The following is a 15,092-nucleotide window of genomic DNA, read 5'->3' on the forward strand; positions in this document are numbered from 1 at the left end:
TTGGAACAGCAGCCCGGCGGCGCTCAGGTGGTCCGTCGCCGGGCTGCTGGACCTCAATTCTCGCTCACGACTGCGCGGAAATGGTGGCCAGATGGTGACACGGCACAAGAATGCTGACGAAACAACAAATGTCGCACGGCGCAGCCGCCGGATTACGGACCGTACGGTCCGGTCTTGGCGGTTCGCCTTACCCTGTAGTAGCGGTAGCCGCAGGTGACCGCAGTGGGGAGGGAGGGGAAGGCCATGAGCTCGACCGACACGGAGCGTGCCGATCACTTGCGCGTGCTCGGACTCGAAGACGACGAGATCCAGATCTATCAGTACCTGCTCCGCATCGGGCCGTCCTCGATCACCGAGCTGGACCAGGCGGTGACCGGACGGACCACCCCGATCGAGACCACTCTCGGCGGACTCGTCCAGGCCGGGCTGGCCCGCCGATCCGGATCCGACCACTCCCGCTTCCTGCCGGTACCGCCGGACGCCGGCCTCGAGGCGTTGACGTTGCGCCGCGAGTCCGAGCTGAAGCAGGCCCGGATCGAGGTACTGAACGCGTACGACGAGTTCCGCCGGACCGTGCACAACGAGTCGACCACGCATCTGGTCGAGGTGGTCACCGGGACCGCGATCGTCGAGCGGATCCACCAGATCAAGGACAGCGCGCAACGCGAGATCCTCGCCATCGACAGCCCGCCGTACTACCTCGGCGCCGGCCCGAACCAGCACGAGATCGACCAGCTCAAACGCGGTGTCTCCTACCGGGTCGTCTACTCGCCGGAGTCCGTCGAGGTGCCCGGCTACCTGACCGAGAACATCCTGCCCTGTGTGGAAGCCGGTGAGCAGGCCCGCGTTCTCCCCGACGTACCGGCGAAGCTGACCATCATCGACGGCTCGATCGCGTTCGTGTCGATGTCGGTGCGCGACACCGACGTGAACCGGTCCCTGCTGATCATCCGGCCGAGCAGCCTGCTGACCGCGTTGCTCGGCATGTTCGAGCTCTGCTGGCGCAATGCGCTGCCGCTGCACGCGTCCGTCGGCACCGAGGACGACCGGCTGGAACCGATCGAACGCCGCCTGCTCGCCCTGCTGGCGACGGGTGCGGCCGACGACACGATCGCCCGCACCCTGGGCATCAGCCGCCGGACCTTCTTCCGCTACCTCGAACGCCTGATGAACCGCACCGGCGCCAGCACCCGCTTCCAGCTAGCCCTCCACGCAGCCCGGGAGAACTGGCTGTAGGGCTACGTTTTGTAGGGCTAGGCGGCCGGGGTGAACTCCTTGGCGACGACCTCTGCGATCTGGGCCGTGTTCAGGGCGGCACCCTTGCGGAGGTTGTCGCCGCAGACGAAGAGCTCCAGGGCCTGCGGGTCGTCCAGGGACTTGCGCAGCCGGCCGACCCAGGTCGGGTCCGTGCCGACCACATCGGCCGGGGTCGGGAACTCACCCTCGGCCGGGTTGTCGAACAGGATCACGCCGGGCGCGTCCCGCAGTACCTCGCGGGCGTCGTCGACGTCCACCTCGCGAGCGAACCGCGCGTGCACGGACAGGGAGTGCGTGGTGATCACCGGCACCCGGACGCAGGTCGCGGACACCTTCAGATCGGGCAGGTTGAGGATCTTGCGGGACTCGTTGCGGACCTTCAGCTCCTCCGACGACCAGCCGTCGTCCTTCAGCGATCCGGCCCACGGCACCACGTTCATCACCAGCGGCGCCGGGAACGGGCCGAGGGCGTTGCCGATCACCCGCCGGACATCACCCGGTGTGGTGCCGAGCTCGCGGTTGCCGGCCACCTTCATCAGCTGGTCGTAGAGCGCGTCGATGCCTTCCTGACCGGCACCCGAGGCCGCCTGGTACGACGCGACCACGAGCTGCTCGAGCTCGTACCGGTGGTGCAGCGCGCCCATCGCCACGATCATCGACAGGGTGGTGCAGTTGGGGTTCGAGATGATCCCCTTCGGCCGGTTGCGGGCCGCCTCGGCATTCACCTCGGGGACCACCAGCGGGACGTCCGGGTCCATCCGGAACGCGCCGGAGTTGTCCACCACGACGGCGCCCTTGGCCGCGGCGATCGGTGCCCAGTGCGCGGACACCTCGTCCGGGACGTCGAACATCGCCACGTCGATGCCGTCGAAGGCCGCCGCGCTGATCGCGACGACCTCCACCTCCTCGCCGCGGACCTTGAGTCTCTTGCCCGCGGAGCGCTCGGACGCGATCAGCCGGATCTCCCCCCACTTGTTCTCCCGGGTGGAGAGCAGGGCGAGCATCACCGTGCCGACGGCGCCGGTCGCACCGACCACCGCCAGCGAGGGGAGGCCCGTCCGGTCCTCGGTCGTCTGGTCCAAAGCGCTCACAGGGGTCACCGTCCAGTTCCTCCGTACACGACAGCTTGGGTGTGCTCGTCGTCCAGGTCGAAAGCAGTGTGCGCCGCGGTCACGGCTGCGTCCACTACGTTCTCATCCACGACCACCGAGATCCGGATCTCGGACGTGGAGATCATCTCGATGTTCACGCCGGCATCGGCCAGCGCCGAGAAGAACTTCGCCGAAACACCGGGGTGCGAGCGCATCCCGACGCCGATGACCGAGACCTTGCCGATCTGGTCGTCGTAGAGCAACTGCTCGTAGCCGACCTCGTCCTTCATCCGGGCGAGTGCGGACATCGCCCGGGCGCCGTCGGTGCGCGGCAGGGTGAACGAGATGTCGGTGCGGTTGGTCGAGACCGCCGAGACGTTCTGCACGATCATGTCGATGTTGGTCTCGGCGCCGGCGACCGTTTCGAAGATCCGGGCGGCCTCACCGGGCTTGTCGGGTACCCCGACGACGGTGATCTTGGCCTCGCTCCGGTCGTGGGCCACGCCGGAGATGATCGCCTGTTCCATCTGATCCAGTTCCTTCGCATCGACGACCCAGGTGCCTTCCTTCTGGGAGAAGGAGGAGCGCACATGGACGGGGACGTTGTAGCGCCGCGCGTACTCGACGCAGCGCAGGTGCAGCACCTTCGCGCCGCAGGCGGCCATCTCGAGCATCTCCTCGTAGGAGATCTTCGGGATCTGTTTCGCGGCCGGCACGATCCGCGGATCCGCGGTGAAGATGCCGTCCACGTCGGTGTAGATCTCGCAGTAGTCCGCCTCCAGCGCCGCGGCCAAAGCGACCGCGGTGGTGTCGGACGCGCCGCGGCCCATCGTGGTGATGTCCTTGGTGTCCTGCGCGACGCCCTGGAAGCCGGCCACGATCGCGACGTGACCTTCGCTCAGCGCGCTCTCGATCCGGCCCGGCGTGATGTCGATGATGCGCGCGTTGCCGTGCGCGGCGGTGGTGATCACACCGGCCTGCGAACCGGTGAACGAGCGCGCCTCGTAGCCCAGGTTCGCGATCGCCATCGCCAGCAGGGCGGCCGAGATCCGCTCCCCCGACGTGAGCAGCATGTCCAGCTCACGCGGTGGTGGCAGCGGGGAGACCTGCTGGGCCAGGTCCATCAGTTCGTCGGTGGTGTCACCCATGGCGGAGATGACCACCACCACGTCGTTCCCGGCCTTCTTCGTCGCGACGATCCGTTGCGCCACCCGCTTGATGCCATCGGCGTCTGCGACCGAAGAACCGCCGTACTTGTGCACGACGCGTCCCACAGCTGTGTCTCCTCAAAGCTTGAACACCAGCAGCTCACACTGGTTGCGGTACGCCGTGCGGCGTTGCACCAGGCGCGTTCTCCGGGGTCATTCTAGCCGTGACTCGCCTGTTGTCTGCGGGCCGACCAATGCGTGACCAGGACCGGGCGGCCTCTTCCGGCCCGCTTCCGCCGGTGCTGGACGAACCGTGGCCGCGCTTCGATCAGGCCGGACAACTTCCGGCCGGCCGGATCTCTTGCTTATATAAGTCTTCGCTGAAATACTCGGTGCATGCACGCCTTCGACATCCTGGGCGACCCGGTCCGGCGCCGGATCCTCGAACTCCTCGCCGACGGCCAGCTGCCGGCCGGCAGCATCGCCGCCACGATCGGCGACGAGTTCGGCATCAGCCAGCCCGCTGTCTCGCAACACCTCCGCGTGCTCCGCGACAACGGCTTCGCCACGGTGACCGTCGACGGTACCCGCCGCCTGTACGCCGTCGACACCGGTCCGCTGCAGGAGATCGACGCCTGGCTCGACAAGTACCGCAAGTTCTGGACCAACCGCCTCGACGCCCTGGACACCGAACTCCGCCGAGGCCGCCGCGAAGCCCGCCGCTCCGCCGAGGCGACCCCGCCGGCCGATGCCGGCACCGCCTGACCTCTCCACCCTCACAACTCCCCGCGGTGAAAGTGCGGGAGAAATTGTTTGGTGCAGGTGTCGAATCTCGACGGGTTCGGCCGACGCGTCGGTGAAGGCAACCGAACCGACCGAGGAGCTCACCATGAGGAAGATCATCGCCAGCCTGTTCATCTCGCTCGACGGCGTCGTCGAAGCGCCGGAGACCTGGCACTTCCCGTACTTCGACGACGAGATGGGTGCCGCGGTCGACTCCCTGGCAGCGCAGTCCGACACCATGCTGCTGGGAAGGAACACCTACCAGATGTTCGCCGGCTACTGGCCGCACCAGGGCGACGACGTCGAGATGGCGGCACACATGAACGGCGTCGACAAGCTCGTCGTCTCGCGCACACTCGACAGCGTCGAGGAGTGGCAGAACTCCACGCTGGTCAAGGGTGACCCGATCGAGCAGCTGACCGCCCTCAAGGACGGGCCGGGCAAGAACATCAACGTCGTGGGCAGCGTCACCCTGGTCCGCTCGCTGCTGCGGTCGAAGGTGCTGGACGAGTTGCACCTGCTGGTCCACCCGATCGCGGTCGGCCACGGCGTACGCCTGTTCGACGACGGCGAGACCGTGCCGCTCGAGCTGATCTCCAGCACCACCTTCACCACCGGCGTCCTGCACACCGCCTACCGGCCCGCCTGACACTCCGGGGTGGGTTGACCTGGAGTGGGCTCCAGGTTGCATGCTGGCGGGGTGATCCAGGACGAACTGACCGGCGCCGTGACCATCGGAGAGGCCTCGCGGATCTCCGGCCTGCCGATCGAGACCCTGCGGTACTACGACCGTGAGGGCTTGTTCGGCGAGTTGCCGCGGGACGCCGGTGGGCGGCGCCGCTTCACGCCGGACGCGCTCGGGCTGCTCGACGTACTGCTGCGGCTGCGGCGGACCGGGATGCCGGTCGAGCAGGTGCGGGAGTTCGCCGAGTACGTGCGGGCCGGCGATCACCTGCGGGCCGGCCGGCTGGCTTTGCTCCGGGCCCACCGCGAGCGCGTCGCGATGGATCTGGCCCAGTTGCAGGCCGATCTCGAGGTGATCGACTGGAAGATCGCCGCCTACCAAGCCGCCGAAGACGGCAACGACCCGCCACCCCGAGACTCGATGACCACGAACTAGGCCGTGGCCGGAACCTCCTGGACTGCGACCTCGGCGGGCTCGTGTGGGGGGATGTGCAGTAGCGACAGGGTGGCGAGCAGGGCCAGGCCGGCGGCCAGGGCCCAGACGTAGCGGACGCCGAAGGTCTCCACGACGAAGCCGCCCGCCGCGGAACCGATCGCGCCGCCGACCATCGCGCCGCTGCCCATCCAGCCGAAGACCTCGGTGCGGACCGAGTCCGGTGTCATCGTGCCGAGTCGTTCGTAGAGCGCACCGACCGTCGGCGCCAGCACCAGCCCCGACAGCATCAGGGCGATCCCGAGCGCCACTGTTGATCCGGTCGCGAAGACGCACAGCAGCATGCCGGCCGAGACCAGCAGCGCACGCCGCCAGACGTACGAGCGCTGGCGACCCGGCAGCGCGCCGACGACGAGACCACCGACCAGGCTGCCGACCGCCCACAACGTCTCCAGCACGCCGGCGATCAACCGGTTGCCGTGGTCGTCCGCGAACGCCACGATGCCGAGCGACACCGACGAGAAAGACGTGACGAAGAAGCCGAAGGCGAGGATCAACGGCAGCCTGTACCGATGCCACAACAGCTGCGGCGTGGTCAACCGGACCGTTTCCTTGTCGTGCTTCGGCGCGGGCTGTTGCTGCATGCCGAACCACCAGATCGACACCGCGGCGGCGGCCGCTGCCGCCAGCAGGCCGGCTCGCGGGCTGGCGAAGCTGACCATCACCGCGCCGAGCATCGGGCCGACGACGAAGAGGACCTCCTGCGCGGTCGCGTCCAGGGCGTACACCGCCCGGAGCCCCGAGCCCTGGACGAGTCGCGGCCACGCCGCCCGCAACGTCGCGGTCACCGGCGAGACGAACGCGCCGGCCAGCGCGGAGACCACCGGCATCACCCGGAACCACTCGAACGGGAGCAGCGCGAGCACCGTCATGACCACCGACCACGCCATCCCGGTGCCGATCACGATCCACTTGCCACCCCGGCGATCGGCCAGCCGGGACCAGATCGGCCCACCGACCGCCATACCGATCGAGTAGGCGCCGGCCACCACGCCGGCCCAGCCGAAGTTCCCCGCGGCGTCCTTGGCGAGGAACGAGACCGGGACCAGGGTGGCCATCACCGGCAGCCGCGCGATCAGTGCCGAAGCGAGCAGTTGGGCGACACCTTTGGTCTGCCACAGGGCGCGATAAGCCGACAGGTCCATGAACCGCATTCTGTCCTGACATACCCGAACCCCGCCTCCGGATTTATCCCTATCTGAGACCGCTGCGCTGACTAGGTTTCTGTCGTGAGCTTATGCGAACATGTGTTCGTGTCACAAATTGGCAGCGCGAGCATCCTGCATGCCGACCTGGACGCCTTCTACGCGTCGGTCGAGCAGCGGGATGACCCACGCCTGCGTGGCCGGCCGGTGATCGTCGGCGCCGGCGTGGTGCTCGCCTGCAGCTACGAGGCGAAGGCGTTCGGCGTGCGCACCGCGATGAACGGTGGGCAGGCGTTCCGCCGGTGCCCCCAGGCGATCGTGGTCCAGCCGCGGATGTCGGCGTACTCCGAGGCGAGCAAGGCCGTTTTCAAGGTGTTCGAGGACACCACCCCGCTGGTGGAGGGGATCTCGATCGACGAGGCCTTCCTCGACGTCGGCGGGCTGCGCCGGATCGCCGGGGAGCCGGTGGAGATCGCCCGGCGGCTGCGAGCCGAAGTACTGGAGCGGGTGGGCCTGCCGATCACGGTCGGGGTGGCGCGGACGAAGTTCCTGGCCAAGGTCGCGAGCGGGGTGGCGAAGCCGGACGGGTTGCTGGTGGTGCCGCCGGATCAGGAGCTGGAGTTCCTGCATCCGTTGGCGGTCGAGCGATTGTGGGGCGTCGGCGAGGTGACCGCCGAGAAGCTGCGCACCCGTGGGCTCACCAAGGTCGGGGATATCGCGATGCTCCCCGAGGCGGCGCTGATCGCGATGCTCGGGCGCGCGTCGGGGCGGCACCTGCACGCCCTCGCGCACAACCGCGATCCACGCCCGATCGAGGTCGGCCGGCGGCGCCGGTCCATCGGTTCACAACGCGCGCTCGGCCGATCCCCGAAGTCGGCGGCGACGCTGGACGCCGTGCTGGCCGGCCTGGTCGACCGGGTGACGCGACGGATGCGGTCGGCGGGCAGGGCCGGTCGGACGGTCACGTTGCGGCTGCGGTTCGACGACTTCAGCCGCGCGACCCGGTCCCATACGTTGCCTCAGGCAACCGGTCAGACCCGGGCCATCCTGGTCACCGCGCGCTCCCTGATGGCGACCGCGCGCCCGCTGATCGAGCGCCAGGGCATCACCATGGTCGGTATCTCGGTCGCCAATCTGGAGAACGAGTCGACCGTGCAGCTCGCGCTCCCCTTCGACAAGGCCAGCAACAACGAGCTCGACAGCGCCCTCGACCACGTCCGCGACAAGTACGGCACCAACGCCATCACCCGCGGCATCCTGCTCGGTCGCGACCAGGGCCTCACCGTACCGATGCTCCCGGACTGACGCCGATGAACAGGGAATCAAGATCGGGGGTAGCCGATCTCGGCGATGTCCTCTTTGAGGTCGGGGAGGCGGCGGTCGGGGTTGAGGGAGGTGACGACGTACTCCGTGAGGGGCATCAGGGCGTAGACGTGACGGATGGCGTCCAGGTCGAGGGCGGTTTCGTAGTAGTCCTCGGCGAAGGTGAGGTAGGCCTCGGGACCGTCGGTGAGGAGTTCGAAGAGGGTGTCGGCGCCGTCGCTGGCGTCCGACGGGACGGGGCCGCAGGTCCAGGCGGAATCGGAGGTGGAGCGCCAGAAACAGACCGTGGCGTTGAGGATTCCGTCCTCGTCGCGGAAGGCCGGCTCGTCGCGCGCGGAGTGGAAGTGGGGTGGCAGGCCGTCGAGCAGGCCGGGCCAGAGTTCGCCGTCGTTGGCGTACGGCGACATCGGGGACTCGTGGGCGAATCCTCGGGCGAAGGCGCCATCCGGTGAGAAGACAATCGAGTACGCGTCGCCGGAGCCGTTGTCCATCAGGGCCGCCTCCTCGGTGGCCGACCAGCGCGCGTCGAAGACGTAGTACCGGGACTCGGGTTCCTCACAGAGGATCAGGTCCAGTACTGCGAGGGCGCGGCTGACCCGGCGAACGGTGGAGAGGTCGGGCAGTCGACGGATCACTTCGTGAACGGACACGTGACTATCCAAGCGGGTCAGGGACTCAGGTCGTGCAGGCGGGCTGCGTACCAGGTGAGGGCGGCGCGGAGTTCGGCGTACAGGCGGGCTCGGCGGGACGACGAGAGTTCGTGACCGACGGGGTAGATGCGGTGGGCGCCGTGATGACGACGCCTGGACACCGGGAGGTCGCCGGGTGGTGCGTGGAACCAGATGACGAGCCAGGGGCGTCGGAGGTCGCCGGCGATGCGGAGGCGGGCGATTGCGGCCCATGGGACGTTGCCGGTTCGTGATCCTCTGGTGATCGTCAGACCTTCGGCGGTCAGTTGGAGGCGGACCCTTCGGCGCAAAGCGAGACGGCCGCGGGTGATCGCGATCCACCAGGCCGCGGGGCAGACGATCAGGGAGAACCACGCCGCGATCGGTTCGTTGGCGGTGGCCTGTGCCGAGGAGGCTTCGCCTGCGGACAGGGCCACGACGGTGGCAATCGCCGCGATCACCGCTGGGCGGGCGCGGGTGGTGACGAAGGTCGTCCCACCGACGGGCGGCGGCTCCACGATCACGGGCTGACTGACCGGAGGGTGGTGGATTGGAACAGGCTCGACAGGTGGCCTGTCGAGCAAGGTAGGAGGCAAAGGCGGCGGTGCGGCAGGTGGTGGCGGTGCGATGAGGGTGCCCGCAGCCGGCATCGTTGTGGTGCTGACCGGCTCCAGTTGCTGGAGGACGTCTTGAGGTGTGGGGCGGGCTTCGGGGTTTCGGGTCAGGCAGCGGTGGACGATGGTGTCCAATCCGTCAACCAGGACAGGGATTCGTGGCTCTTCGTGCACCACGCGATGCGCCAACGCGGCCACTGGTCCACTGCCGAATGGGCCGTGCCCGGTCGCGGCGTACACGACGACGGCGCCGAACGAGAACATGTCCGACGCCGGTCCGACCGCGGCTCCGGTGATCTGTTCCGGCGACAAGTAGCCGGGGGTGCCGATCACGAGACCTGTCGCGGTCAGGCTCACGTCTTCGAGTGCGCGGGCGATGCCGAAGTCGATCACGCGCGGGCCGTTGTCGGTGAGCACGATGTTCGACGGCTTCAGATCACGATGGACCACTCCACACCGGTGGATCGCGAGCAGGGCCTCGGCCAGCCCCGCGGCCACATACCGCAGTCCGCCCGCCGCCAACGGACCATGGGCTTCCACCGCCTGCTGCAAGGTGGGACCAGGCAGGTACTCGGTCGCCAGCCAAGGACGCTCACCAAGCGGATCCGCATCGACGACAGCGGCCGTGAAGGCACCGCTCACCTTCCGCGCCGCCTCGATCTCGCGCGCGAAGCGGGCCCGGAATCGGTCGTCACCGCCGAGTGCCCCGCGCACCACCTTGACCGCGACCAGCCGTCCACCCGGCGACTTGGCCAGGTAGACGGCACCCATCGCACCCCGACCGAGCCGCCCCTGCACCACGAACGGACCGATCTTCACCGGATCGTCGTCCTGCACCTGCGCCCTCCCTCGGGTCGCGACCGAGGGCTCAGGTTACCTGTGACTCAGCGGCGTTGGACTGCCTCTTCGGCGACCTCGACCAGCTCGCGATCCGTGGCCTCGGTCTCGGCGTCGTGGGCCGGTTCCAGGCGATCGTGAGCGATCAGGGACTGGACGGCACGCAGTACTGCGCTCGCGGCCGCGCCCCACGTGGACACGTAGGAGAACTGCCACCACCACAGCGCCTCGACGATCCGGCCCTCCTCGTAATGGGCCAAGCCGTGGACGAGATCCTGGGCGATCGCGGTCAGGTCGTCGGACAGCCGGTTCACGGTGATCTCCGGCGGCGCGGCGTACGGGTCGAAGACCTCGGCGTACTCGTCCAGGCCCTCGAACAGGATGGCGAGCCGGTCCCGCATCGCGTCCAGGTCCGGGTCCGGACCCGCGTCGCTCTCGAACCGCTCCTCCGGGACGAAGTCCTCGAAAGCGCCGAGCCGGCCGCCGGCAAGCAGCAACTGGCTCACCTCGAGCAGCAGGTACGGCAGCGAGGCGAGGCCCTCGTCGACCCCGTCCTCATCGGGTTGCCCGGCGATGTCGCGGACCGAGATCAGGAAGCTCCGCACCTGGTCGGCGATCTGCTCGGCGAACTCGGCCAGGTCGTCCGCGTCGGTCCCCAGTGCCCGTTCGGCTATGTCCACGCTGCCCGCTTTGTCGGTGGTATCAGTCATCGATCGATCGTCGCCCTTCAAACGCCCGTCCGAGTGTGACCTCGTCGGCGTACTCGAGGTCACCGCCTACAGGTAGTCCACTGGCCAAACGGGTGACGCGCAACCCCATGGGCCGGAGCAACCGGCTCAGATAGGTGGCGGTCGCCTCACCCTCCAGGTTCGGGTCGGTGGCCAGGATGATCTCGGTGACCTCACCGCTGGCCAGCCGCTGCATCAGTTCCCGGATCCGCAACTCGTCCGGCCCGATGCCCTCGATCGGCGAGATCGCGCCGCCGAGCACGTGGTACCGGCCGCGGAACTCGCGGGTCCGCTCGATCGCAACCACGTCCTTGGCCTCCTCGACCACGCAGATCAGCGCGAGGTCGCGGCGCGGGTCGCGGCAGATCCGGCACTGCGTCTCCTCCGAGACGTTGCCGCAGATCTCGCAGAACTTGACCTTCTCCTTCACCTGCACCAGCACGTGGGCGAGCCTGCGGACGTCGGTCTCGTCCGCGGCGAGCAGGTGGAACGCGATCCGCTGGGCGGACTTCGGACCGACGCCGGGGAGCCGGCCGAGCTCGTCGATGAGGTCCTGGACGGCCCCCTCGTACACGTCAGCCCGGGTTCTGACCGGACGGACCGGTCGTGCCACCCGGGTTCGCGAACCCGATCCCAGGACCGCCCACCGGGCCGTCCGAACCGCCTGCACCGCCCGCATCGAGGCCCGGCAGGCCACCGCCGAGACCCGGAAGGCCGCCACCGAGACCGCCGGCCAGCGGGCCCATCGCCCGGGCCGCGACCTCCTTGGCGTTCTCCGAGGCGTCCCGGACGGCGGCGACGATCAGGTCGGCCAGCGTCTCGGTGTCGTCGGGGTCGACCGCCTGCGGGTTGATGGTCAGGCTGAGCAGCTCGCCGGTACCGGAAACCAGCGCGGTCACCAGGCCACCGCCCGCGGTGCCCTCGACCTCCTGGTTCTCCAGGTTGGCCTGCGCCTCCATCAGCTGGTTCTGCATCTCCTGCGCCTGCGCCAGCAGCGCGGACATGTCGAAACCACCGGCCCCGCCCTGCGCACCGCCACCGTCGAACACCGCGATCTCCCGTCGGACTGCCTTTCGCTTGGCCCCGAGCCTAGCCGGTCCGCCGGGCAACCCCACCGGGAGGCGGCACCGGGAAGGAAACCGATGAGTCTCCCAAGCCTTATCCACAGGTTGTGGACATCCAATTCCACACCTTGTGGGCGATCCCCGTACGCCGCCACGTGACACGGTCGCGCCCCGATAACCACAACCCAACCGCCCACCTGTGGAAGACACCCGCCACTTTGGGCACCCGCCGGGTGTCATCGAGGGGGAAACGTGACTGGCCGGTGCCCAAGGTCGCGCCCGGCACGTCGGCCGGGCCAGGCGTGCCTGCAGATGGTCCGGGGAGAGTTCTTCGCGGTGACCGGGGAGAGGATTTGGCTCAGGACGGTCAGGAACCCGCCCCGAACGCCGAACGCCACGAACGCCGAGCATGCCGAGCACGCCGAGCAGCCGAGCACGGCTTGCCTCGTGGGTGGCGGTGGATTAGGTGGGTTCTTCGGTGATGATCTGGGCGCCGAGGGTTTCGCGGAGGAGGTCGGTGTGGGACTTGGAGTCGTCTTCCAGCACCAGGTCGTCGTCGCCGATCGCCTCGGCTTCTTCCTCCGGGGAGAGCGGGGGTTCCTGGCTGTGGTGGGCGGGGACGCGTTTGGCCTGCTCGGCGGCGACGGCTGCCTCGGCGGCACGGCGCTTGCTGGCGGCCTGCCCGCGACGGTTCGCCATCGCGGGCTCAGGCGCCTGCGTTGCGGCCGCCGCCGAGGACGGGGCCGAGGTCGCCGAGGTCGTGCCGTTCGCCTGCTGACCGGCGTGAGCCTGTACGGCGGGGCTGGTGCCGGCGGTTTGGTCCGGGGCGTCCTGTACTGCGACTGCGGCGTGCTGTGCGTACGCGGCTGATCCGCCTGTCAGGTCGCCGCGTCCGGCTGACTGACCCGTTGTGTGCTGCGAGTCGGTGGGGGCGAGGCCAGCGTTAGCCGGGTGACCAGATCCGGAGATACCGGCCACGGACTGGGCTACACCCACTTGCCCTGCGCCAGGCTGACCTCCGCCGCCGGCGTGCCCCGTTCCGGACTCCTCGGTGCCGGGGCGTCCTCCGCCCACCTGGCCCGTTCGGGACTGCCCGGTGGGCTGTCCTCCGCTCGGCTGCCCCGCTCCGGACTGGCCGGCGCCGGGTTGTCCTTGGTCCGTCTGGCCGGGGGTAGGGGGCGTTGGGCCGGTGTCTGCGGAGCCAAAGTGTCCGGGAGCGTGATGTGACCTCGTGTCCGGGCCGCCTGCCGAGCCGGAGGTGGTGGGGTCCGCGGGAGCGGGGCCGCCGGTGGGGCCCGCGTTGGTGGGGGCTGGGGTGCTGGGGCCGGAGGTGCTGGGGGTGGGGCGGTCCCAGGAGGAGGGGGGTGGGGTGTTGGGGGGCGGCGGGGAGGTGTGGCCGGTGCCGGGGTCGGTGGAGGGGTCTACTACGGCTTCGACGCGGCGGTTGAGGCCGATGGTGTCGATCATCGCCTGGCGGAGGATCTCGTCGCTGCCGGAACGGGCGAAGCTCTCCCGGGCACCGGCGTTCACCAGTCCGAGGGTGAGGGTCTGGTCGTCGACGGCGATGACCTGGGCGTTCTGGCTGAGCATGATCCAGGCGAACCGGCGCTTCGCCTTCACCGCCTCGAGCACCTCTGGCCACAGCCGCCGGACATCCGCCAGGCCCATCGACCCGGCCGACACCGGAGCCGCCGCAGCAGCAGCCGGAGGAGTCACCGCGCCGGCTGGAGAGGCGGCCCGCGCGGGAGCCTCCGGAGAAGTTGAGGAAGGTGTTTGTGGAGTTGGGGCGACTGGTGTCGTCGACTCGTCGCCCCAGGCGCCGGTACGGCCGGTGCCCCCAGAGGACTGCGCAGGTGCGGAGCGATCGCCTGGCTGCTCGGTATCCGGTATCTGCGGGCCTGGGTGCGACCGCGCAGGCGAGACGACCTCCGCGGCGGCCTGACCGACAGATGGCGCGGACTGCGCGACCGGCGCCGGTTGGGCTGACACCGCGGGCTGGGCAGGTTGCGACGCAAGGGGGACGGGTGGGGCTGGGGCGGGGCCACCAGTTCCGGAGCTGATGGTCAGGCGGCGTTCTAGGCGATCAAGCCGTGCCTGGATGCCGTTGGTGGAGTCGTCGGCGCCGGGGAGGAGGACCTTGGCGCAGATCAGTTCGAGTTGGAGGCGGGGGGCCGTCGCACCGCGCATTTCCAGCAGGCCGGCGGCGACGATGTCGGCGGCCCGGGTGAGCTCGGCCGCGCCGATCCCCGCGGCCTGGGTCTGCAGCCGCTCGCCCTGGTCCTCGGCAACCTCGATCAGGCCCGAGGCGACCGCATTCGGCACAGCCGACAAGACCACCAGGTCGCGCAGCCGCCGGAGCAGGTCCTCGGCGAAGCGCTTCGGGTCCTGTCCGGTCTCGATCACCTTCTCGATGGTCTCGAACACGGCCCGGCTGTCGTGCGCCGCGAACCCGTCCACGCACGCGTCGAGCAACGAGTCCGGCGTGAACCCGAGCAGCGCCACGGCCAGCTCGTACGTCACCCCATCGGGACCGGCACCGCCGATCAGCTGGTCGAGCACGCTCAGCGAATCGCGCACCGAACCGGCACCAGCGCGCACCACCAACGGCAGCACGGCCGGCGCGATCGCGACCCCCTCCGCCTCGCACAGCGTTGCCATGTAGTCGCCGAGCACCTTCGGCGGCACCAGCCGGAACGGGTAGTGATGGGTGCGGGACCGGATCGTCCCGATCACCTTGTCCGGTTCGGTGGTGGCGAAGATGAACTTCAGATGCGGCGGCGGCTCCTCGACGAGTTTCAGCAGGGCGTTGAAGCCCTGCGTGGTGACCATGTGGGCCTCGTCGATGATGTAGATCTTGTACCGGCTCTCGACCGGCGCGAAGAACGCTCGCTCACGCAGATCGCGCGCGTCGTCGACACCACCGTGCGACGCGGCGTCGATCTCGATCACGTCGATGCTGCCGGGACCGCCGCGGGCCAGGTCCGTACAGGACTTGCAGACGCCACACGGCTCGGCGATCGGGCCCTTCTCGCAGTTGATCGCGCGGGCCAGGATCCGGGCGCTGGTGGTCTTGCCGCAGCCGCGCGGCCCGGAGAACAGGTAGGCGTGGTTGACCCGGTTGTTGCTCAACGCGTTCCGCAGCGGGGCGGTGACATGGTCCTGCCCGATCACCTCGGCGAACGTGTCCGGGCGATACCGGCGGTACAGCGCAAGGGGTGCTTCCACGACGGCCACCCTAGCGCCGAGGACCGACAAAA

13 protein-coding genes and 1 pseudogene are annotated in these 15,092 nt (G+C 69.2%); 5 read left to right on the forward strand and 9 right to left on the reverse strand.

The window, feature by feature from the left end; genetic code table 11:
• Positions 1-243: 243 nt before the first annotated feature.
• Positions 244-1,236, forward strand: a complete 993-nt coding sequence (locus tag EV643_RS34030; RefSeq protein ID WP_133804297.1) for a helix-turn-helix domain-containing protein — start codon at positions 244-246, stop codon at positions 1,234-1,236.
• A gap of 17 nt (positions 1,237-1,253) precedes the next feature.
• Here EV643_RS34030 and EV643_RS34035 read toward each other — a convergent pair whose 3' ends face one another.
• A complete protein-coding gene (locus EV643_RS34035; protein WP_133804298.1) occupies positions 1,254-2,357 on the reverse strand; it encodes an aspartate-semialdehyde dehydrogenase in 1,104 nt (367 codons plus the stop codon).
• A complete protein-coding gene (locus EV643_RS34040; protein ID WP_133804299.1) occupies positions 2,354-3,622 on the reverse strand; it encodes an aspartate kinase in 1,269 nt (422 codons plus the stop codon). The genes EV643_RS34035 and EV643_RS34040 overlap by 4 nt, the downstream gene beginning before the upstream one ends.
• Positions 3,623-3,892: 270 nt before the next feature.
• Between EV643_RS34040 and EV643_RS34045 the strand changes: the two genes are divergently transcribed.
• The 3 genes from EV643_RS34045 (at position 3,893) to EV643_RS34055 (ending at position 5,399) form a co-directional block, all read left to right on the forward strand.
• Positions 3,893-4,261, forward strand: a complete 369-nt coding sequence (locus EV643_RS34045; RefSeq protein ID WP_133804300.1) for an ArsR/SmtB family transcription factor — start codon at positions 3,893-3,895, stop codon at positions 4,259-4,261.
• A 124-nt stretch (positions 4,262-4,385) separates the two neighbouring features.
• Positions 4,386-4,928 (forward strand): dihydrofolate reductase family protein, encoded by a 543-nt coding sequence (locus EV643_RS34050; RefSeq protein ID WP_133804301.1) that lies wholly within the window; start codon positions 4,386-4,388, stop codon positions 4,926-4,928.
• Between the two features lie 51 nt (positions 4,929-4,979).
• Positions 4,980-5,399: a MerR family transcriptional regulator gene (locus EV643_RS34055; RefSeq protein WP_133804302.1), complete on the forward strand. Its 420-nt coding sequence runs from the start codon at positions 4,980-4,982 to the stop codon at positions 5,397-5,399.
• Here EV643_RS34055 and EV643_RS34060 read toward each other — a convergent pair.
• Positions 5,396-6,601, reverse strand: coding sequence for an MFS transporter (locus EV643_RS34060; RefSeq protein WP_238165990.1), 1,206 nt, complete (start codon positions 6,599-6,601; stop codon positions 5,396-5,398). The two genes, EV643_RS34055 and EV643_RS34060, sit on opposite strands and share 4 nt — an antisense overlap.
• Before the next feature lie 108 nt (positions 6,602-6,709).
• Here EV643_RS34060 and dinB point away from each other — a divergent pair, with 108 nt between their 5' ends.
• The gene (gene dinB / locus EV643_RS34065; protein WP_370452415.1) at positions 6,710-7,906 is read left to right on the forward strand and encodes a DNA polymerase IV; all 1,197 of its coding nucleotides are present in this window, start codon (positions 6,710-6,712) and stop codon (positions 7,904-7,906) included.
• A gap of 17 nt (positions 7,907-7,923) precedes the next feature.
• Here the strand turns inward: dinB and EV643_RS34070 are convergent, their stop codons facing one another.
• The 6 genes and pseudogenes from EV643_RS34070 to EV643_RS46085 all read right to left on the reverse strand — a co-directional run bounded on the left by EV643_RS34070 (position 7,924) and on the right by EV643_RS46085 (position 15,090).
• A complete protein-coding gene (locus EV643_RS34070) occupies positions 7,924-8,574 on the reverse strand; it encodes a hypothetical protein (protein ID WP_133804304.1) in 651 nt (216 codons plus the stop codon).
• A 17-nt stretch (positions 8,575-8,591) separates the two neighbouring features.
• Complete coding sequence (locus EV643_RS34075) at positions 8,592-10,043, reverse strand: serine/threonine-protein kinase (RefSeq protein WP_133804305.1); 1,452 nt, start codon at positions 10,041-10,043, stop codon at positions 8,592-8,594.
• Positions 10,044-10,090: 47 nt separating this feature from the next.
• Entirely contained in the window at positions 10,091-10,753 is a 663-nt protein-coding gene (locus EV643_RS34080) for a DUF5063 domain-containing protein (protein ID WP_133804306.1), read from the reverse strand.
• Positions 10,746-11,345: a recombination mediator RecR gene (gene recR, locus EV643_RS34085; protein ID WP_077017959.1), complete on the reverse strand. Its 600-nt coding sequence runs from the start codon at positions 11,343-11,345 to the stop codon at positions 10,746-10,748. The genes EV643_RS34080 and recR overlap by 8 nt, the downstream gene beginning before the upstream one ends.
• Positions 11,346-11,514: 169 nt before the next feature.
• Positions 11,515-11,775 (reverse strand): annotated as a pseudogene (locus EV643_RS47190) (YbaB/EbfC family nucleoid-associated protein); the annotation flags it as partial.
• Between the two features lie 522 nt (positions 11,776-12,297).
• Entirely contained in the window at positions 12,298-15,090 is a 2,793-nt protein-coding gene (locus EV643_RS46085) for a DNA polymerase III subunit gamma and tau (protein ID WP_370452416.1), read from the reverse strand.
• Positions 15,091-15,092 lie beyond the last annotated feature (2 nt).

Source organism: Kribbella caucasensis, assembly GCF_004361855.1.
GTDB lineage: Bacteria > Actinomycetota > Actinomycetes > Propionibacteriales > Kribbellaceae > Kribbella > Kribbella caucasensis.

Bases quoted from the DNA above. Each gene is read 5' to 3' on its own strand.
- EV643_RS34030 (WP_133804297.1), top strand. From the start codon at position 244: ATGAGCTCGACCGACACGGAGCGTGCCGATCACTTGCGCGTGCTCGGA.
- EV643_RS34080 (WP_133804306.1), bottom strand. From the start codon at position 10,753: ATGACTGATACCACCGACAAAGCGGGCAGCGTGGACATAGCCGAACGG.
- EV643_RS34045 (WP_133804300.1), top strand. From the start codon at position 3,893: ATGCACGCCTTCGACATCCTGGGCGACCCGGTCCGGCGCCGGATCCTC.
- EV643_RS34050 (WP_133804301.1), top strand. From the start codon at position 4,386: ATGAGGAAGATCATCGCCAGCCTGTTCATCTCGCTCGACGGCGTCGTC.
- EV643_RS34060 (WP_238165990.1), bottom strand. From the start codon at position 6,601: ATGGACCTGTCGGCTTATCGCGCCCTGTGGCAGACCAAAGGTGTCGCC.